The 20484-nt window shown below is 44.3% G+C and carries 18 protein-coding genes and 1 tRNA gene; 1 reads left to right on the forward strand and 18 read right to left on the reverse strand.

Features of this window, described 5'->3' with window-relative positions; translation table 11 throughout:
- Positions 1 to 27: 27 nt before the first annotated feature.
- From M72_RS11540 to malQ, 4 genes are all read right to left on the reverse strand, one after another.
- Complete coding sequence (locus M72_RS11540; RefSeq protein WP_022047008.1) at positions 28 to 915, reverse strand: sugar ABC transporter permease; 888 nt, start codon at positions 913 to 915, stop codon at positions 28 to 30.
- Positions 915 to 2288 (reverse strand): carbohydrate ABC transporter permease, encoded by a 1374-nt coding sequence (locus M72_RS11545; protein WP_022047009.1) that lies wholly within the window; start codon positions 2286 to 2288, stop codon positions 915 to 917. The genes M72_RS11540 and M72_RS11545 overlap by 1 nt, the downstream gene beginning before the upstream one ends.
- Positions 2289 to 2406: 118 nt before the next feature.
- Positions 2407 to 3705 carry an extracellular solute-binding protein gene (locus M72_RS11550; RefSeq protein ID WP_022047010.1) on the reverse strand — a complete coding sequence of 433 codons (1299 nt, stop codon included), beginning with the start codon at positions 3703 to 3705 and terminating at the stop codon, positions 2407 to 2409.
- Positions 3706 to 3787: 82 nt separating this feature from the next.
- The gene (gene malQ / locus M72_RS11555; RefSeq protein WP_022047011.1) at positions 3788 to 5284 is read right to left on the reverse strand and encodes a 4-alpha-glucanotransferase; all 1497 of its coding nucleotides are present in this window, start codon (positions 5282 to 5284) and stop codon (positions 3788 to 3790) included.
- A 310-nt stretch (positions 5285 to 5594) separates the two neighbouring features.
- Here malQ and M72_RS11560 point away from each other — a divergent pair, with 310 nt between their 5' ends.
- Positions 5595 to 6596: a LacI family DNA-binding transcriptional regulator gene (locus tag M72_RS11560; protein ID WP_055068329.1), complete on the forward strand. Its 1002-nt coding sequence runs from the start codon at positions 5595 to 5597 to the stop codon at positions 6594 to 6596.
- Between the two features lie 135 nt (positions 6597 to 6731).
- On the opposite strand, the gene M72_RS11565 is transcribed toward M72_RS11560, so the two are convergent.
- The 14 genes from M72_RS11565 to M72_RS11630 form a co-directional block, all read right to left on the reverse strand.
- Positions 6732 to 6813, reverse strand: a tRNA-Tyr gene (locus M72_RS11565).
- A gap of 81 nt (positions 6814 to 6894) precedes the next feature.
- Positions 6895 to 8376 (reverse strand): hypothetical protein, encoded by a 1482-nt coding sequence (locus tag M72_RS11570; protein ID WP_055068330.1) that lies wholly within the window; start codon positions 8374 to 8376, stop codon positions 6895 to 6897.
- A 1-nt stretch (position 8377) separates the two neighbouring features.
- The gene (locus M72_RS11575; RefSeq protein ID WP_055068331.1) at positions 8378 to 8905 is read right to left on the reverse strand and encodes an RNA polymerase sigma factor; all 528 of its coding nucleotides are present in this window, start codon (positions 8903 to 8905) and stop codon (positions 8378 to 8380) included.
- Between the two features lie 954 nt (positions 8906 to 9859).
- On the reverse strand, positions 9860 to 11218 hold the full coding sequence (gene gdhA, locus M72_RS11580) for an NADP-specific glutamate dehydrogenase (protein WP_055068332.1): 1359 nt from the start codon (positions 11216 to 11218) through the stop codon (positions 9860 to 9862).
- Between the two features lie 268 nt (positions 11219 to 11486).
- Positions 11487 to 11981 carry a MarR family winged helix-turn-helix transcriptional regulator gene (locus M72_RS11585; protein WP_022046891.1) on the reverse strand — a complete coding sequence of 165 codons (495 nt, stop codon included), beginning with the start codon at positions 11979 to 11981 and terminating at the stop codon, positions 11487 to 11489.
- 28 nt (positions 11982 to 12009) lie between these two features.
- On the reverse strand, positions 12010 to 12969 hold the full coding sequence (locus M72_RS11590; protein WP_055068333.1) for a beta-ketoacyl-ACP synthase III: 960 nt from the start codon (positions 12967 to 12969) through the stop codon (positions 12010 to 12012).
- Between the two features lie 25 nt (positions 12970 to 12994).
- Entirely contained in the window at positions 12995 to 14737 is a 1743-nt protein-coding gene (locus tag M72_RS11595; RefSeq protein WP_055068334.1) for an acetyl-CoA carboxylase carboxyl transferase subunit, read from the reverse strand.
- Positions 14738 to 14747: 10 nt separating this feature from the next.
- Positions 14748 to 15173 carry a 3-hydroxyacyl-ACP dehydratase FabZ gene (fabZ, locus tag M72_RS11600; RefSeq protein WP_022046888.1) on the reverse strand — a complete coding sequence of 142 codons (426 nt, stop codon included), beginning with the start codon at positions 15171 to 15173 and terminating at the stop codon, positions 14748 to 14750.
- Between the two features lie 5 nt (positions 15174 to 15178).
- Positions 15179 to 16411 carry a beta-ketoacyl-ACP synthase II gene (gene fabF / locus M72_RS11605; RefSeq protein ID WP_055068335.1) on the reverse strand — a complete coding sequence of 411 codons (1233 nt, stop codon included), beginning with the start codon at positions 16409 to 16411 and terminating at the stop codon, positions 15179 to 15181.
- A gap of 30 nt (positions 16412 to 16441) precedes the next feature.
- The gene (gene fabG / locus M72_RS11610; RefSeq protein WP_055068336.1) at positions 16442 to 17182 is read right to left on the reverse strand and encodes a 3-oxoacyl-[acyl-carrier-protein] reductase; all 741 of its coding nucleotides are present in this window, start codon (positions 17180 to 17182) and stop codon (positions 16442 to 16444) included.
- Entirely contained in the window at positions 17169 to 18077 is a 909-nt protein-coding gene (gene fabD / locus M72_RS11615) for an ACP S-malonyltransferase (RefSeq protein WP_055068337.1), read from the reverse strand. The genes fabG and fabD overlap by 14 nt, the downstream gene beginning before the upstream one ends.
- A gap of 24 nt (positions 18078 to 18101) precedes the next feature.
- A complete protein-coding gene (gene fabK / locus M72_RS11620; protein WP_055068338.1) occupies positions 18102 to 19028 on the reverse strand; it encodes an enoyl-[acyl-carrier-protein] reductase FabK in 927 nt (308 codons plus the stop codon).
- 3 nt (positions 19029 to 19031) lie between these two features.
- Positions 19032 to 19265, reverse strand: a complete 234-nt coding sequence (gene acpP, locus M72_RS11625; RefSeq protein WP_022046883.1) for an acyl carrier protein — start codon at positions 19263 to 19265, stop codon at positions 19032 to 19034.
- A 210-nt stretch (positions 19266 to 19475) separates the two neighbouring features.
- Positions 19476 to 20414, reverse strand: coding sequence for an ROK family glucokinase (locus tag M72_RS11630; RefSeq protein WP_022046882.1), 939 nt, complete (start codon positions 20412 to 20414; stop codon positions 19476 to 19478).
- Positions 20415 to 20484 lie beyond the last annotated feature (70 nt).

Genomic DNA, 20484 nt, shown 5'->3' on the forward strand with positions numbered 1-20484 from the left:
CGACCACCGGCTTTCTATCTTTCATCATTAACCCTTTACAGCGCCTGTCAGACCATCTACATAGAATTTCTGCATAAATACGAAGAGAATAGAGATCGGAATAGACACAATAACTGCGGCTGCAGCCCATCTTGTAAACCATCCGTTTACAAACTCTTTCTCCAGCATATTGTACAGGAGAAGTGATACCGTCCAATACTTATCCTTTGGTCCAACAATGACACGTACAAATACGAAGTCAAGCCATGGAGCAAGGAATGCCGTAAGGATCGTATATACAACGATTGGTTTACTGAGCGGAAGGATGATCTTGTAAAATACCTGGAACTGATTACATCCATCCAGAATCGCTGCCTCTGACAGAGACTTTGGTACCGTATCAAAGAATCCCTTTGCGATATAAAATCCAACACCAGATCCTGCAGAATAAATCAGAATCAGAGCGATACGAAGCCCACTTCCCTCGGTCAGTCCAACTGCTTTTAAAATAAAGTATACTGCAACCATGGACATGAATGCCGGGAATAATCCAAGGATCATTGCCAGATTCATAAATGCTTTACGCATTCTAAAGCGCAGTCTTGACATACAGTAAGATACACTCAGCACAAATACCGTAGAGATCAAACATGAAAAAACGGAAATAATCAGCGTATTTATAAAAGCTCTCGGGAAGTTCAACAATGTTGTCTCCGTAAAGAGTCTCTTATAGTTATTAAATGTCAGTTCTTTTGGGAAGAAATATGCGGTATATGCACCACTTTCCCCTCTCAAACTTGTCATGATAATCCAGAAAATCGGGAATAACCAGATCACTACCAGGATGGCAAGGATTATATGTACCAATGAATTTTTTGCAATTTTCTTTGCCCGGCCAGCGGTCATAGGGCGTTTGCTTACTTTTGCACTGCTCATTACATGAATCCCTCCTCATCTTTGTATGCTTTCGTATTTCTGTAGGTGACTAATGCCACAATAGAAAGAACTACGAATGTTAAGATACCAATCACGGCACCGATGTTGTAATACTGATAATCGACGGTTAACTTGTACAGCCATGTTACCAGCAAGTCTGTCTTACCTGCGGTCTCTCCGACTGGTGTAGGCTTTCCTGCAGATAACAGATAGATAACGTTAAAGTTATTGATGTTACCTGTGAACTGTGTAATGATATAAGGTCCCATAATAAACATAATATATGGCAATGTAATTTTGCGGAAAATCTGTGCGGCATTGGCACCATCAATCTTGGCTGCCTCATACAACTCTGCCGGTACATTCTGCAATACACCGGTAACCTGAAGCATGGTATATGGAATACCAACCCAGCAGTTAATTAAAATAACCGATACACGCGCCCACATCGTATTGGTCCAGAATGGAAGCGGATTCTGGATAAGTCCCCACTCCATCAGCAGGTTGTTGATCGCCCCATGTTCCTGAAGCATCTGTCTCATAACCAGTAAAGATACAAACTGTGGTACTGCAATGGAAATAACAAAACAGGTACGCCAGAATGCTTTGCACTTTGTCTCTTTGCGGTTGATGACAATCGCAAGGATCAGTCCCAGGAAGTTACATAAGAATGTTGCACATACTGCCCAGACAATGGTCCATCCTAAAACCCTCCAGAATGTCTTGCCTATCTTTCCGCCAAGTCCAAGTACCGTCTTAAAGTTCGCCAATCCAACCCAGTCAAATAAGGTCAGATGCTTGTTGATCGTAGAATAATTGGTAAATGCCATTGGAATCATGAATAACAATGGTAAAACTGTAAAAATAAGAATTCCCATCAATGGGAGAAACATTAATGTCTTGTATAAATTTTTATCAAATAAACTTTTGACATCCTTGCCAAAAGAATTGATTTCTTTCCCCTCTTTTGCGAGGCACTCTGCCATATATGCGCTTCTTAAATTTTCAGCCCACATATAAATAAATAAAAGAGTGATCGCAATCGTAGCAACACCGTATAACAACAATAATACGGAATTGTCACCCTGTACATACTCATATATCTGTTTCTGTTCATTAAATACCTCTTCCTGTTTTCTCCATCCTAATGAAGGAAGCATGGAAAGATAATATGCACCTGCATTGACCATAAACATAATATAGCCAATCTCAATTGCCAAAAAAATTAAACCTTTGATAATCTGCTTGTGGGCGATGTTTCCCAATCCCATTATAAGCGCTGATAACTTAACTGCAGCCCCGCCCTTCGTAAGCGCATTGGATACAGTGTACGGTGTAGCGAAGTCCGACTTCTTTTTGTTTGCACCTATCATACTTATCCTCCCGGCACATGTTACTCTATGCCATATTTATAGACTCATGTATTCCAAGATTCCGGGGAATCCCCAGAACCTTGGAATTGTTTCTCTGTCTTTTCCTTTTGGAAAAAGATTACTCTGTAAGTGAGCTGTTTAACTGCTCGTTTAATGCTTCTGTCTTTTCCTTAGCATTGTCTGCTGTGATCTGTCCTTCAGCACCGTGTACAAATGCATCACCGAATGGTGTAGCTGCATCCCAGTAAGCCTGCATTGGGATGATTGGCTGAGCGATAGAGCAATTTGTTGCTACGTTTGCCAAAGCTGATGCAACTGCATCCTTAGCAACTTCTTCGTTAGAAACAAGGTTTGTATTAACAGGAGCCTGCTTTCTTAACTCAAAATGCTTTAACTGTGCGTCTTCGCTTCCTAAGTATGCAGCAAGCTTAACAGCAACTTCCTGATTCTTGCAGTTCGGGTTAACACCAATAGCCTTAGAACCAAGGAATGCCTTCAGCTGGCAGTCTTTTCCGTCAACGTTGATTGTAGGAAGGGCTGCAACACCAACGTTCTCCTCACCAAGGTTCTTAACTACTGCATCATAATTCCAGTTACCATTGAAGTAAGCATTTACAGATCCATCCTTTAATCCGGCAAGACCAAGGGATCCTTCGTTATTGTCCATTACGAAATTCTTGTTGTTGAATAAGTCAACAATGTACTTTGTTACTGCTACAGCGTTGTCTCCGCCGAAGTCATATCCCTTAGATGCATCTGTACCATCTCCGAAGATTGTACATCCGTTTGCTGCATAGAAGGAAGCAAGATACCAGCCATTGTCAAATGGGAAAGAAACTTTTCCTTTCTCAAGCATTGTATCAAGGCTCTTTACATCATCTTCTGAGAAGACTCTCTTATCATAATACATAAACCATGTATTTGGTGTATAAGGAACACCATAAATATCTCCGTTGTATGTAACAGTTGCTGCCATAGCTTCTGGGTTGGAGCTCTTAACATATTCTGCTACATCTCCACCGAGCTTTGTTAATGCTCCGGCATCAACCAGATCAGCAATCTGGTCATTTGCAAACATGTATACATCCGCTGCACTTGCAGGATCCTGTAATACGGTGTCTTTTGCATCAGACTCTGAACATGTTACATATTCATATTTAATGTTCCACTCCGGATGTTCCTCGTTAAATGCCTCACACTCTGTCTTTAACCATGCCCCCTGTGCATCATCCTGATCCTCGGAAGGTCCCATAACAGTAAGTTTTACATCAACCGGTTCTGCTGACTCGGAAGTGCTTCCACTGTTTGCTGCCTGTGTTCCATCATTAGATGCTCCGTTGTCCTTGCTGCCGCATCCAGCGAACATTGTAGCTGTCATTGCTGCGACAAGCATTGCTGCTAATACTTTCTTTTTCATCGTTTTCCTCTCCTTTTTCAAAAATGATAGTTCAAAAGTATCTATATAAAACGCCTCTGCGCTCTATATCGTAATTTCTGCGTCATCTGCGGTATACCGCCGCAAGATTCCGTATCCACGCCCGACGGCTTTCCGCGAGCTGTTCTTTGTTCAATCTCCACCGCCAGTTATAACCCACGGTAGACGGTGCATTCATTCTTGCCTCGTTCCCGAGCTTCAGCAAATCCTGCATCTGTATGACCGCGATGTCTGCAATACTTGCATATGCACACCGGATCAGTGCATCCGGGATTTCTTCCTGACTGCTGATGTTGAGATATTCATACAGATAAGCCAGTTCATATTCTGTCTTGTCCCTGAAATATCCTACAATCGTATCATTGTCATGCGTTCCCGCGTATACCACTGTGTGGCTTCCCGGATAATTATGTGGCAGATGTTCATTGGACGGATCTCCGTCAAATGCAAACATCAGAACTTTTGTGTCCAGCCACCCTGTCTTTGCAAGGAGTTTTTTCACTCCCGGTATCAATGCCTTGCCGCCGTAATCATCGGCGATCACTGTTGTTCCATTCAAAACGGAATTCAAAGCGTCGGTCAGTTTGCGCCCCGGTCCCTTCATCCACCGTCCGCCTGAAGCATCCGTGGCATCTTTCGGAACCATATAATTTTTGACGAACCCGATGAAATGATCCATCCGGATTACATCAAAGAGCTTTGTACTGATCTGCATTCTTCGTTTCCACCAGGAAAACCCATCCTCCTGCATGAGAGGCCAGTTATACAGTGGATTTCCCCATACCTGACCTGTTTCGGAAAACTTATCCGGAATTGCAGCTGCCACATAAGCAGCTTCGCCATTCTCATCCAGTAAAAACTGTTCCGGATGCATCCAGGTATCCACGCTGTCCTTTCCCACATAAAATGGTACATCTCCGATCAGCTGGATTCCTTTGCTGTTGGCATATTCCCTAAGTTTTCCCCACTGCTGGAAGAACTTATATTGGCAAAACACCCAAAACATGATGTTATTATACATCTCTTTTCGGCACTTTGCAAGCGCAACCGGTTGTTTTTTTTGAATATTTTCCGGCCAGCTCTGCCAGTTCTGGTTTCCATTGGATACTTTCAGTGCCATATACAGTCCATAATCTTCGACCCAGTCCCTGTTTTCTTCTACAAACTGCTGAAATTCCGGTTCGTGTTCGTCAAACCGACCAAATGCTTTCTGCAGAACCAGCGTCCTGTTTTCAAAGAGTGCTGCATAATCAATGGCAGATTTCTGTGTTCCCCAGTAATAGTTCCGGATTTCCTCCGGCGTCAGAAGCTTTTCTCTGGCAAGCTGATCCAGATCAATCAGATAAGGATTTCCGGCAAATGCCGACAAGCTCTGATATGGGCTGTCCCCAAAACTTGTAGGTCCGACAGGAAGCACCTGCCAGTACTTTTGTTTCAGATCCACCAGCAGATCCACAAAATGGAATGCTGCATCACCCAGAGTGCCAATACCATACTCTGACGGTAGGCTTGATACTGCAAGAAGGATTCCGGAACCTCTTGCTACTTCTTGTCCTTCCAAGATTCTTCACCCCGTCTTTTAAATCACGAATTCTCCTTCGGATTATTGGAAAAACCATCTAAAAATCTTTTTGGATTGTTTCGTGTTTTTTCGTATCTGTCTTAATTTTAGTTTCTCTACGTCATTTTGTCAACGATTTTGCGTTTTCGGACACCATTTTCCCCACTTTTCACGTATTTTATATTGTGTTTTTGTACATATTCACAACACTATTGCTCTGTTTTTTCGAAACTTTTTTTGAGAAAGAATTGCACAGTTTCCCAAACTGATTTATAATCATTTAAACATAAGGAATCACAGGAGAAAATATATGGCTACAATCAAAGATATTGCCAATCGTCTTGGAGTTTCTGTAAGCACAGTCTCCAAAGGTTTAAACGGCGCAAGTGACATAAGTGATGAGCTGCGGCAGATGGTTCTCGATACCGCTGTGGAGATGGGATACAGCACCAAGCGTTCCAAGAAAGTGGAAAACCGCAAGCTTTGCATTTTCATAGAAAACATGAATTACGAAACAATTGATGAATTCGGATATGACATAGTTCTCGGTTTCAAACAGAATGCGTTCCGCCGCAAATGGGATGTTGATATTCTCCCCATCACCCCGGCATTTCAGGAAGAGGAAAAATACGATACCTTTCTGTTGAAAAACGGCTATTGCGGAGCCTTTCTGATGGGTCTTGCATTGCATGATTCCTGGATCAAGCAGCTGGAAAACACTACCATGCCAACTGTGCTTTTTGACAATTTCATCTCTGGAAATCCAAATGTCTGCTATCTTGGAACCGACAGCTACGAAGGCATCACCATGGCAGTAAATCATCTGGTTAATCTCGGGCATAAAAACATTGCATTCTTAAACGGTTCCTTATACTCACTGGTTTCTGACCAGCGGCAGGAGGCCTTTGAAAGTGCTATGGCTGCTGCCTCACTTCCTGTACAGAAGGATCTGACAGCTTACGGCTACTATGTATCCGACAGTGCCAAATATCATGTTCCCGGATTTCTTTCCGCCGGTGCCACTGCCGTGGTCTGCGGCAATGACCTGATTGCCAAAGGTGTCATTGACGAATGTACGAAGCGCGGATTCCGCGTGCCGGAAGACGTCAGTGTTGTTGGTTTTGACGACATATCCATTGCTGCCACTTTTGACCCGCCGCTTACCACAATCCGTCAGGAACGCAACGAGCTTGGCCGTTGTGCTTACGATATTTTAAATTCCCTGATCCATCACATTCCGATCAGCAAAACGCTGCTGCGTCCTAAGCTGATCGAGCGTGAATCTACTGCGCGCTGTGCGCACCGCGACTGACAATATTTTATTATATTATCCGCATAATTGCTTATGCTTTATGCGCATTCTTTTTAAGATTTTCCAACAATACCTTATTTCATTTTTTAATAATCTGCACAAAAAAAGACCGACACAATGTCGGTCTTAAAAGAATGGGCAGAGGTGGATTCGAACCACCGAAGCAATTTGCAGCAGATTTACAGTCTGTCCCCTTTGGCCACTCGGGAATCTGCCCATTTCCATCAGAATGCGAAGCACTCTGACAATTTGGAATTATAGCATAATTTTTATTCTGTGACAAGTCTTTTTTCTTTTATTATTTATCCAGTGCCACCGGATCCCAGCCGTAATCTTTGTAATATTGGATGTCTAGATGATTCTGCTTTACATAATCACGAAGCATTTTTATACGAATTTTTTTATGTGCCTCCGCGGTATCCATCAGTTTCTGCGGATCTACCTGATATCCTTCGCAGAATTCACGAATACTTGTGCCATAGTAAGATCCGTCCCCTGCCACTTCTTTATCCTTAAAAATATAACTGCCATTTCCATACGAAACAAAATGTAACCGTGCAGGCATTTCACTTCCACTGTCACTCATCAGCGTATTTCCGTTCCGGTAGTATGTTTCCCACCAGAAATTCCCAAAAATAAACAGATCATTTCCGGTTCTGACTGTTTTCACAATGACCGGCTCCGGCACATAAATATAAATTCCACCGTTTTCCAGATATTCATACTCGTTTCTGTTTTTAATCATGTAATCACAGACAAGTTTCATAATTTCATCGTCTCCCTGATAAGCAAATTCCGGCAGTCCTGTATGCTGCGTATTCTCTTCCGTCGCAGTTTCCGTCTGTATCTCATCAGAATACGTCTGTACCAAAAGCTTTTCCTTCGAAATTTTCTCCGTGTCATCCGCCGGGCAGGAATACAGTTCATAATCATCTCCACCGATAATAACTAAAGCACTGCGGTACTGTCTGCCAGCCCTATCCGTCCATACAATACACTGCTGACTGTAAACGCCCGTTTCTTTCCCATCTTTACCGGAATTTATCAGACTGTTCCAGTAGTCCCCGTCTGCCATACCAGAAAATGTGTCCAGGGAATTTTCTGCGGAAAACGTTTTCCACTCCCGGTAAACCAGTTCCAGTTTTCGAACATCCTCCGTCACGGAAAGCGCGGATGATACATCAGTCTTTTTAAGATCATACACATACATCTGCGTTGGCTGCTGTTCCTTTTTCTCATTAAAAATATATATCGTGTCTTTCTGCAGCAGCGCACGGGTATGGATACTGTCGGTATTAAAATAATTGCAGTCCATTGCCTGCAGATCCAGTGCCGCCAGAAGCTTTTTTTCCTGCCGTTCATATACTATCAGTGCGCGTTCATTGGCAAATACCACATATTTTTCAGAACATCCTGCCAGTTCCGGTGCATACACTTCATTTTTCAGCTTCAATCCTTCGTCTGCCGTTTTCTTCTGCTGTACCGGAAGTCCGCAAAATTCCCGGATAGAATCCAATAATGCACCATCCGTTGCGGCATTGACACCTACGCCGGTCAACAGGCAGACTGCAATCACACAGGTTCCGGCCAATGCCGCTGCAAATGTTTTCCGGCCATGTGGCTGCCACCCGAATCGTATGACCTGCTTCCGCTTCTGTCCTCTTCCTGAAATTGTACTCTGAAGCCGGTTCCACATCTGCTCTTTCCGTTCCTGATCCGGTGACGTCTGATCAATCGTATATTTGAAAATTTCTTCCCATTTTTCAGGATCACTCATCATTTTATTTTCCCTCCCTTTCCCAATTTTGTGGAATCTCCCCTGCTTTTTTGAGCTCTTCTTTCAATTTCCTGCGTCCTGCAGCAAGCTGCGTCTGCAATGTACTTTCTTTTCGTTTCAGAATCGCAGTCAGTTCCCGTATGGAATAGCCTTCATAATAATACAGATACAGCAGAATCCGGTATTTTGGTTCCAGCGACTCCAGTGCCAGCCACACAACATTTTCCATATGGTTTTCCGATGCAATACCCGGTTCCGGCATCTCTTCGAGTGTACCGCAATGTTTCCGCTCATAACTTTTTAGTACATCTTTGCACTGATTTTTCGTTGCGGTCAGAATCCATGCCGTTTCATGATCTGTGTCCCGGAAACTTATTTTTTTCTCCCAGACTTTCAGAAATACCATCTGTACCATGTCTTCAGCATCACTTTGGCTGCCCAGCATAACCAGCGCCAGTCTATAAACACGATTCACCTGTCGGTTATATAATGCCTGAAAATCTTCCATTGGAGTGTCATTTGTTTTTTTCATGCCTGCCCTCCTGTTTCCAACTATTATATACACGATTCATCATGGGGAAATATCTTTCAGAATAAAATTTTTGAATAATTTCAGATAATAAAAAAGACAGCTTCGAACGCTGCCTTTTAGGAGAAGGTATTTTTACTATGGGGTATAGCAAAAACTATATATAATGTATTGGGGGGTTTTTACGGTTATTATAATAGCATGAACCCCTGCGAAAGTGTGCACAAACCTCACAAAAAGTATGACTCGTTTTTGGTTATTTTGTATAAGTGAAAACAAAATAAAAAAGACAGCTTCGAACGCTGTCTTTTTAGGAGAAGGTATTTTTACTATGGGGTATAGCAAAAACTATATAATGTATTGGGGGGTTTTTACGGTTATTATAATACCATGGACGGCCGGATAAGTGTGCACAAAGTCGAAAAAAGTTCCTGCGTTTTTCTGGTCAGTTCTACGGTACTATATTCCCAGTTTTAAGAAAAAATACGAAAAATTGCACAAACGCGCAACCGTTTATTCCTGTTTTTTGCACATGTGTTTCCTGTGGGTTATTTTCATACCCAATTTGCATCCTTTCCCGAATGTGGTCGTACACGATGCACTTTATAAAATAAAAAAGACAGCTTCGAACGCTGCCTTTTTAGGAGAAGGTATTTTTACTATGGGGTATAGCAAAAACTATATAATGTATTGGGGGGTTTTTACAGTTATTATAATACCATGGACGGCCGGATAAGTGTGCACAAAGTCGAAAAAAGTTCCTGCGTTTTTCTGGTCAGTTCTACGGTACTATATTCCTAGTTTTGAGAAAAAATACGAAAAATTGCACAAACGCGCAACCGTTTATTCTCATTTTTTGCACATCTACTTCTTTATAATTAGTTTTACATGTATAAAAGAAAAGTCCCATAAACGCATCGTTTACAGGACTTTTCCTTTTTATTTGGAAATATACAATTAGCAAACACCCTGAGCAAGCATAGCATCTACTACCTTCTCAAATCCGGCAATATTAGCACCTGCCACATAGTCTGTCTTTCCACCAACGGTTGCATTGTATCTCTTAGCAGCATCGCTGATGTTAGCATAAATAGTCTCCATGATTCCCTTAAGCTTTCCGTCAACTTCTTCGAATGTCCAGGAAAGTCTCTCAGAGTTCTGGCTCATCTCAAGTGCAGATGTAGCAACACCACCGGCATTGGCAGCCTTACCACCTACGAAGAGAACACCGTTCTCCTGAAGATACTTTGTAGCCTCAAGAGTTGTAGGCATGTTAGCACCCTCTGTTACAGATGTAACACCGTTAGCAACGAGCATCTTGGCATCCTCAATGTCTAACTCGTTCTGAGTCGCACATGGAAGGGCAAGATCTACTTTGTACTGCCATACACCATGCTCACCGTTCTGCTTTGCATGATACTCAGCAGATGGCTTAGCAGCTGCATACTCTGTAAGACGTGCACGCTTAACTTCCTTAACATCCTTAAGAAGAGCAACATCAATTCCGTCTGGATCATAAATCCATCCGGTAGAATCAGAACATGTTACAACCTTAACACCTAACTCCTGTGCCTTCTCGATTGCGTAGATAGCAACGTTACCAGATCCGGAAACTGCTGCTGTCTTTCCCTCAAGGCTCATACCATGATCTTTCCATAATGCGTTAGTAAGATATAACAGACCATATCCGGTAGCCTGTGTACGTGCAAGAGATCCACCATAGGTAAGACCCTTACCAGTCAGCACACCTTCGTATGATCCACGAATTCTCTTATACTGTCCAAATAAGAAGCCGATCTCTCTTGCACCTGTTCCGATATCTCCGGCCGGTACGTCAACGTCTGCTCCGATATATTTGCAAAGTTCTGTCATGAAGCTCTGGCAGAATGCCATGATCTCTCTATCAGATTTACCCTTAGGATCGAAATCAGAACCACCTTTACCACCACCGATTGGAAGTGTTGTAAGAGAATTCTTAAATACCTGCTCGAAACCTAAGAACTTGATAATACCCAGGTTTACAGAAGGATGAAGTCTTAAACCTCCCTTGTATGGTCCAATGGAATTATTGAACTGTACACGGAAACCTCTGTTAACCTGAACCTGTCCGTTGTCATCTACCCAAGGAACACGGAACATGATCTGACGATCCGGCTCTGTGATTCTCTCAAGAATCGCATTCTTTCTGTATAATTCCTCATTTGCATCGATCACAGGTCTTAAAGAATCAAGAACCTCTGTTACTGCCTGTAAAAACTCAGGCTGATCTGCGTTTTTCTTCTTTACTACTTCGAGTACTTCATCAACATAACCCATTTCTCTATCTCCTTAATATTAATTTTTAACGTCCGGAACCAGTAAAATCCCGAATCGTCATGTTCTGATCATAATCTGTTGCCTGTTTCTACAACAACCTTTTTTATTGTAACGAAAAATGCAGGATTTTGCAATAGAAAATTCTTTATTATTGTAATTTTCTACCACTACGGCGTAATAAAGCGACTTTTTGAGTATAAAATGAAACAGGGCGATTCAAAACTTGCATTCTGAACCGCCCTGTTATAACACTAAATAAGTATATATTTTATTTATCCCTGCTTATTTTCGACCAGTCAACAAATTCAGATTCCTCGTCCGTATCATAGTAGGTCAGTTTAAAGTAATCCACCAGTTTTGCCAGGGCAAAGACAAGTATCTCTTTTTCAGAATCGTTCATCTCATCCGCAACATTTTTAATCATCTGGCGGTGAAACTGTTCGTGATGATAATAGGCAGCTTTCCCTTTATCTGTCAGGCGCAGCTTTATTACTCTTTTATCCCGCGTACTCCGTTCCCGGACAACATATCCTTTCTCACACAAGGCATCCATTGCTTTCGTGAGTGTGCCTGTTGTAACGGACATCAGTTTTGCAACGGTTTTCATATTTCGCGGCTCATCAATTCCCACTGCCTCAATAATATGCATATCATTATAACTAATGTCTTTAAACTCTTCTGTGATCAGGCTTTTCGCCTCAATTTCCAAAATATCCTTGAATAATTTTACAAGAAGATCATTTAAGGTCTCTTCCAGCGTCATGTTAAACTCCTTCATGATCTGGTGTGACCTACCACTCGACTGCACATGCCCCCCAGGTAAGTCCGGCACCAAATCCAGCTAATACGATTTTATCGCCCCCGCTTATCATACCATGTTTGTGGACATTATCAAGTAAAATAGGTACGCTTGCGGCCGAAACATTTCCACACTTCTGTAAATTACATGGGAATTTTTCCATTGGCTGATGCAGACGCTTTGCCACTGACTCAATAATCCGGATATTTGCCTGGTGAAGCAGAAAATATTTTACATCTTCAATTGGAAGTTCTGCCTGTTCAAGTGCTTCACTGACCGCCTTTGGAACCGTGCGCACGGCAAACTTATAAATCTCTCTCCCATCCATCTGGGTGAACGCATAATGCTGTGCACCAAGCTGGCGGTAAAGATTATTCACCGGACGGTTCTCACAATGCAGTGCCATGCCACCGGCTCCGTCTGATCCCTGCACCATGGAAAGCAACTGGCTTCCTTCTGCACTAACTACAGCAGCTCCGGCTCCATCCCCGAAAAGCACACAGGTACTGCGGTCTGCCCAGTTCATCATTTTTGACAGGGTTTCTGCCCCGATAACCAGTGCATGTTTGTAACGTCCGGTACGGAAATAGGCATCCGCCGTAGCCAGTGCAAATAAAAATCCGGAACATCCCGCACTCAGATCAAATGCCGTTGCACTTTTTGCTCCAATTGCAGCCTGTACTTCACATGCCAGCGATGGAAATATGTAATCCGGGGAAATTGTTCCCGCGATGATCAGATCAATTTCACATCCGGATATTTTTGCATCTGCAAGCGCCTCCTCTGCCGCCTCTACCGCCATGGAAGTCGTTGTCTCTTCCACCGCAATATGACGCATGCCGATCCCGGTGCGGGAACGAATCCACTCATCTGAAGTGTCCATAACCTGAGCCAGGTCATCATTGCTTACAACTTTTTTCGGAAGCGCACTTCCGGTTCCTAAAAATTTCATTTTATGATTCTCCTCTATGGAACAATTAGAACTTTCTGAAGCGATCATACCGCTCCTGTGCAAACTGTTTACCACTCTTGTGATTCTGTGCACGTAAAAATTCTTTCATATTTCCTTTCATCCATGCCGCAATCGAAGTCAGCGCATCGTCATCAGCTCCGCCATACTCCGGAATCACCTTATCCACAACAGACAGTTCTTTCAGATCCTGCGCCGTGATCTTCATGACCGTTGCCGCTTCTTTTGCACGTTTTCCATCCTTCCAGAGAATGGAAGCAAATCCTTCCGGAGAAAGAATCGAATAGGTGGCATTTTCCATCATCCATACTTCATTACCAACCGCAAGGGCAAGAGCTCCGCCACTGCCGCCTTCGCCAATCATCAGGCAAAGAATCGGCACCTGGATTCCGGACATTTCATAAAGGTTTCTTGCAATTGCCTCACCCTGTCCGTTCTCCTCGGCTTCTTTTCCCGGATATGCGCCGGATGTATTTACAAAAGTAATGATTGGCCGATTGAATTTTTCTGCCTGCTTCATCAGACGGATTGCTTTGCGGTATCCTTCCGGCGAAGGCATACCAAAGTTGCGTTCCTTGCAGTCCTTTAAATCTTTTCCCTTATGCACCCCGATCACGGTTACCGGCTGTCCATCCAGATAGGCAATACCACCGACAATTGCCGGATCATCACGGAAATAACGGTCTCCGTGCAATTCCATGAATTCGTCAAAAATCTGCCCCATATAATCGACAGATGCCAGACGTTTCATCTGACGTGCCGCCATCACTTTATCCCACGGTTCTAACGGTCTGGAAAACGTATTTCTCTCGCGCATCAGTTCGGTCGGCTCATAACGGTCATCGTCATGTGCCGGATCAAAGTTTGCATAGCCTTCGGTCGGACGATGCAGACGAAGAATTTTCCCCAGCGTATCTTTTAACTCTTCACGCTCTACAATTGCATCCACAAATCCGTGTTTCAGCTGAAACTCAGCTCTCTGGAATCCATCCGGAAGCTTCTCCCCGATGGTCTGCTCAATCACACGCGGCCCGGCAAAACCAATCAGCGCTCCCGGCTCTGCAAGGATAATATCTCCAAGCATTGCAAAACTTGCGGTCACACCACCGGTTGTCGGATCTGTCAGAACCGGAATATAAAGAAGTCCTGCATCCGAATGCCGTTTTACAGCTGCAGAAGTCTTTGCCATCTGCATCAGGGAAATAATTCCCTCCTGCATACGTGCACCACCGGAACAGCAGAATAAGATCACCGGAAGTTTCTGTTCCGTTGCCTTTTCCATTGCACGTGTAATTCGCTCACCGACAACGTGCCCCATACTTCCCATCATGAAACGGGCATCAATCACACCGAGAACTGTCTTCTCTCCGTTGATTGTACAACTTCCCATGGTTACGCCTTCGTTTAACCCGGTTTTTTCCTGTGTTGCGGCAACTTTTTCTTCGTATTCCGGGAAATTCAGCGGATTTCCGGTCTTCAGATCGTTGTCCCAGGTTTCAAAAGTTCCTGCATCCGCCACCATACGAATACGGTTTTTGGTGCGGACACGGAAATAATATCCGCACTCGTAGCAGACATATTTATTTTTGATGACACGCTGTTTATCCAGTTCTTTTTTGCAAATTTTACAGGTAACGGTCTCTACAACAGGTGCTGTTTCCTTTACCTCTTCCTGCTTTGGCTCTTCTGCCTGTGTTTTTTCTGGTTCTTCGTTGTGATTTACTTTGATATATTTTTTATTAAAAAACATTGCCTTTCCCCTATCCGATTGCAAATGTCAGTTCTGCGGAACATGCCAGTTTTCCATTTACTTTTGCTGTTGCCTGCCCCACACCGATCGGTCCCTTCACCTTGATAATTTCGGTTTCAAGCACCAGAGTATCCCCCGGAACAACTTTCTGCTTGAATTTTGCTTTATTGATTCCTGCAAAATATGCCGTCTTTCCTTTCCATTCCGGCTGCGAAAGAATCGCAACCGCACCGGTCTGTGCCAGTGCTTCCACGATCAGCACACCCGGCATAACCGGATTTCCCGGAAAATGACCGGCAAAAAACGGTTCATTGAAAGTTACATTTTTCTTTGCTACCGCGCGCACGCCCGGCTCCACTTCTTCCACTGTGTCAATCAGCAAAAACGGATGTCTGTGCGGCAGGATTTCCATAATTTCCTGTGTTGTCATACTCATAGCTTCTACTCCTCGTATTTGCGAACCAGAAGACTTGCGTTATGTCCGCCAAATCCAAGAGAGTTTGACAGTGCATAGGTAAATGACTCGTGGGATTCTTCTTTACAGTAGTTCAGATCCATCTCTTCATCCGGTGTCTCATAACCAACTGTACGGTGAATGTATCCTTCTTCCAGCTCTTTGACACAGGTGATAAATTCAACCGCACCTGCGGCACCAAGAAGATGACCGATCATAGACTTTGTAGAATTGATCTTAATGTCCTTTGCATGATCCCCAAACAGTAACTTAATGGCACGGGTCTCAAAAAGATCGTTGTGATGCGTTGCAGTACCATGCGCATTGATGTACGTGATCTCGTTTTTGTCTACCCCCGCATCCTCGATGGCATTCTGCATAGCGCGTGCTGCACCCGCACCGTCTTCGAGTGGGGAAGTAATATGGTAAGCATCTGCAGAACATCCATATCCCACAACTTCTGCATAGATTTTTGCGCCTCTTGCCTTCGCATGCTCAAGTTCCTCAAGAACAACAATGCCGGCACCTTCACCCAATACAAAACCGCTGCGGTTTTTATCGAAAGGAAGGGAACATTTTTCCGGATCATCGGATGGAGAAAGTGCCGTCAATGCACCGAATCCGGCAATCGCACATGGACATACGGCTGCCTCGGTTCCTCCGGCTACCATGACATCTGCCTCTCCGTACTGAATGCTGCGGAACGCATCACCGATATTATTCGTACCGGTCGCACAGGCAGTTACATCATTGGTACATTTGCCCTGCAATCCCAGCTGGATAGAGACATTTCCTGCTGCCATGTTTGAGATCATCAATGGAACGAAAATCGGATTGACTCTGCCTGGTCCTTTTTCCACAATCTTTGTGTACTCACGCTCGATTGCCTGAAGACTTCCAACACCGCATCCAACAGCTGTACCACAACGGTAAGCGTCCTCTTTTTCCATATCAAGCCCTGCATCCGCAACGGCTTCTTTTGCAGCTGCTACCGCATACTGTGCAAACAGTTCCATACGCTTTGCTGCCTTAAAATCCATATGCTCTTTTCCGACAAAACCTTTGACTTCTGCCGCAAGATGTGCTTTATATTCACTTGCATCAAACTTCGTGATAGGACCAAATCCAATCTGTCCGGCATGGATTCCTTTCCAGAATTCTTCCACGCTCAGACCAATCGGTGTGATTGCTCCCATTCCCGTCACAACGACTCTTCTCATTTTCCTTTTCCTTTCTTTCTATCAGGTTCCTTAAATGGCCATACCACCATCTACAGAAAGTATCTGCCCGGTAATATAATCCGACTCCGGTGATGCAAGAAATGCAACTGCATGCGCAATATCCTGTACCTGTCCGGCTCTGCCAAGCGGGATCTGTTTTTTTAATTCTTCCTGCGTCTTTTCCGGCAATACTGCGGTCATCTCTGTCTCTACAAATCCGGGAGCAACCGCATTGACGCAGATTCCTCTGGATGCAAGCTCCCTTGCAACCGATTTTGTCAGACCGATCACGCCCGCCTTGCTTGCTGCATAGTTTGACTGTCCCGCATTTCCAAGGATTCCGGACACCGAAGAAATATTGATAATTTTTCCGGCACGCTGCTTTAACAGATAGCGTGACAGATGACGGATGGTATTGAATGTTCCCTTGAGATTGGTATTGATCACAGCATCAAAATCGCTTTCCTTCATGCGCATCAGCAGATCATCCCTTGTAATTCCGGCATTGTTCACCAGAATATCCATATGCTTATATTCTTTGATAAGGGATTCTATCATCTCCTGACATGCTGTAAAATCAGAGACATTGCAGCGAACACTCACGGCATCTCCTCCGGCCGCTTTGATTGCTGCAACCGTTTCATTAGCAGCATCTTCGGAACCATTGTAGTTCACCACAACAAATGCTCCGCGTTTTGCCAGCTCCAGCGCAATGGCTCTTCCGATTCCCCTGGAAGCACCTGTAACAAGTGCATTTTTACCGGTTAACATATTTATTGAAATCCTCCATTTTGTCGATGTTGCATGTGGTAACATCGCGATTGATCTTTCTCATGAATCCGGAAAGGCTACGTCCCGGTCCGATCTCCACAAATTCCTCTGCTCCATCTGCGATCAGGCGCTCAATTGTCTGCTGCCAGCGCACGGAAGAAGAAACCTGACGTACCAGATAATCCTTAACGTCTGCCGGATCTTTGACATAATCTGCAGTCACATTGGTCAGATACGGAATCGTGATCGGCTGAATCGTTACATCTTCGAGTGCCTCCCCGAGTTTCTTTCCTGCTTCTGCTAAAAGTGCAGAATGGAACGGGCCACTGACTTTAAGCGGAACCACGCGCTTTGCTCCGGCTTCCTTGCAGGCATCTCCTGCCTCACCTACAGCATCTGCTGCTCCGGTGATAACGATCTGTCCCGGACAGTTGTAATTTGCAATGGAAACAACTTTGTTTGTTTTTGCAGCGGTTTCCTCACAGATTGCTGCGATCTTTTCCGCATCCAGTCCAAGAATTGCAGACATACCGCCGCCTACCGGATATGCCTGTTCCATATAAATACCGCGCTTGCGGACAACCGCAAATGCATCCCGCATTGTCATCGCTCCGGATGCAATCAGCGCACCATATTCGCCAAGGCTTAAGCCTGCCGTAACGTCGCAGCCAATTCCCGCTGCTTTTAATGCTGTATAAATAGCCGCCTCGGTTGTGAGCATACAGATCTGTGTGTACTCTGTAATGTTCAGCTTATCATTTTCTTCAAAGCAAAGAGCTGCCACATCCAGACCTGTCACTTCATTTGCCAGATCATAAACCGCTTTTGCTTCCGGCATGGCGTCGTAAAACTCTTTTCCCATACCAATATACTGAGATCCCTGTCCAGGGAACATAAATACTCTCTTCACTGTCTTCTCCTATTTCTGTCCCAATAACTTTTCGGCACCACGCATAACATCCCGGATAATTTCCGCACAGGTCTCTTCTTTTTTTACCAGACCCGCAGACTGGCCTGCCATAACGCTGCCGTACATGACATCGCCCTCGACAACTGCTTTGCGCAGTGCTCCGAGTGTCATCTGCTCCAGTTCTTCGAACGGTGCACCTTCTTTTTCTTTCTTTAAGTACTCGCGGGTCATTTTGTTACGAATAACGCGAATCGGATGGCCTGTGGACATGCCGGTCACTTCACTGTCAATATCTTTTGCTTTGACCACGCGCTGCTTGTAATTTTCATGAACCGTGGATTCTTTTGCAACAACAAAACGGGTTCCCATCTGTACTGCCTCTGCGCCAAGCATCATAGCTGCCGCAAATCCACGTCCATCTGCAATTCCACCGGCTGCAATGACCGGAATGGATACTGCATCTACTACCTGTGGTACGAGTGTCATCGTCGTCTGGGCACCGATGTGTCCACCGGACTCCATTCCCTCAGCGACCAGTGCATCCGCACCGCCACGCTCCATCAGCTTTGCCAATGCCACGCTTGCCACAACCGGGATTACTTTGATTTTGGCTTCTTTCCACATGCTCATATATTTGGCCGGATTGCCGGCGCCGGTTGTTACTACCTTAACGCCTTCCTCCACAATTACTTTTGCAATCTCATCCGCTTCCGGATTCATCAGCATGAGATTTACTCCAAACGGCTTGTCGGTTTCTTTTTTTGCTGCCTGAATCTGCTCACGCACCCAGGAAGCCGGTGCTCCACCTGCTCCGATGATGCCAAGTCCGCCGGCATTGGATACCGCACTGGCCAGTTCATGTGTTGCGACCCATGCCATACCGCCCTGAATGATCGGATATTCGATTCCCAGAAGCTCTGTCACTCTTGTTTTCATAGCTTATGCCTCAACACCCTTATTTTTCATATAATCAATGACATCCTGAACGGTAAGGATCTTCTCTAAATCCTCAGAAGGAATCTCTACACCGTACTCTTCTTCCAAAGCCATAACCAGCTCAAACAGATCTAAGGAATCTGCCTCAAGATCCTCTTTGAAACGGGACTCTGCGGTGATAGAATCTGCGTCTACGTTTAACTGGTCTGCAATGATTTCTTTTAACTTTTCTAACATAATGGGTTCTCCTTTTACTGTCTTCAATTTTGTTTGATTGCGAAATAGTTTGATTGTCAAACAGTTTCTTAGTCAAAGTATATGCAAAGATAGTTTGATTGTCAAGATATTTTTTCAACAGGGTAATGATAAAAGAGTACAAAAAAGCACAGCAAACACTTTCTTCCTACACGAAAATGTTTGCTGTGCATATGGTTCTGTTTTTTGAACTTATCCGATAATGAGTTGCATTGCCCCGTATATTCCGGCATCATTGCCAAGCTGTGCCAGTTCAAAGCGGGTATCACGACATGCATGGAAGCAGCTTTCCTTAAAGTGCTTCTGGATCGTATCGATTAGAATCTGTCCGGCTTTGGACACACCACCACCGATCACGATAACTTCCGGATTGGTCACGCATGCAATATTCGAAAGGGTTGACCCTAAAATTTCTCCCACTTCATCTACCAGTCCAAGAGCTACTTCATCGCCTTCTTTTGCCACATCAAAAATGTCTTTCGCAGTAATATCTTTATAATCACGAAGCTTTGTCGCATCCTGTGTTTTGGCAAGTTTACGTTTTGCCATGCGTACAATACCAGTCGCAGAAGTATACTGTTCCAGACATCCATACTGCCCACAGTTACAAGGCTCTATCTCATCATGATTTACGGTAATGTGTCCGATTTCTCCGCCTGCACCGTTATATCCGGCAACCACATGTCCGTCCACGATAATTCCACCGCCGACACCGGTACCAAGCGTTACCATGATGACATCTTTACTTCCTTTTCCACCGCCCTGCCACATTTCGCCAAGACCTGCAACGTTCGCATCATTTCCGACTTTTACTTTCAGACCTGTCTGTGCACCGAGTTCCTCCGCAACATTGATCACTCCCCAGCCGAGATTGACACACCCGTTAACAACGCCATCACTCCGCACAGGACCCGGAACACCGATTCCCACACCCTCTACATCACTCTTACTGATGCCTTCCTGCGCCAGTTTGTTATCAATCGCCTGTGCAATATCCGGCAGTACTGCCTTTCCGTTATCGCTGGTATCTGTCTTGATTTCCCATTTGTCAAGAAGCTCTCCGCTTGTCTCAAAAAATCCCATTTTTACGGTGGTTCCTCCCACGTCTACGCCAAATCCATATTTCTTCAATTCCTGATTCCTCCTTGATCTATGTGATATGTATTTTTCTTCTACCCCATGTATCTATATTCTACCATAT

It is taken from the genome of Roseburia faecis (genome assembly GCF_001406815.1).
In the GTDB taxonomy this organism is placed as follows: domain Bacteria; phylum Bacillota; class Clostridia; order Lachnospirales; family Lachnospiraceae; genus Roseburia; species Roseburia faecis.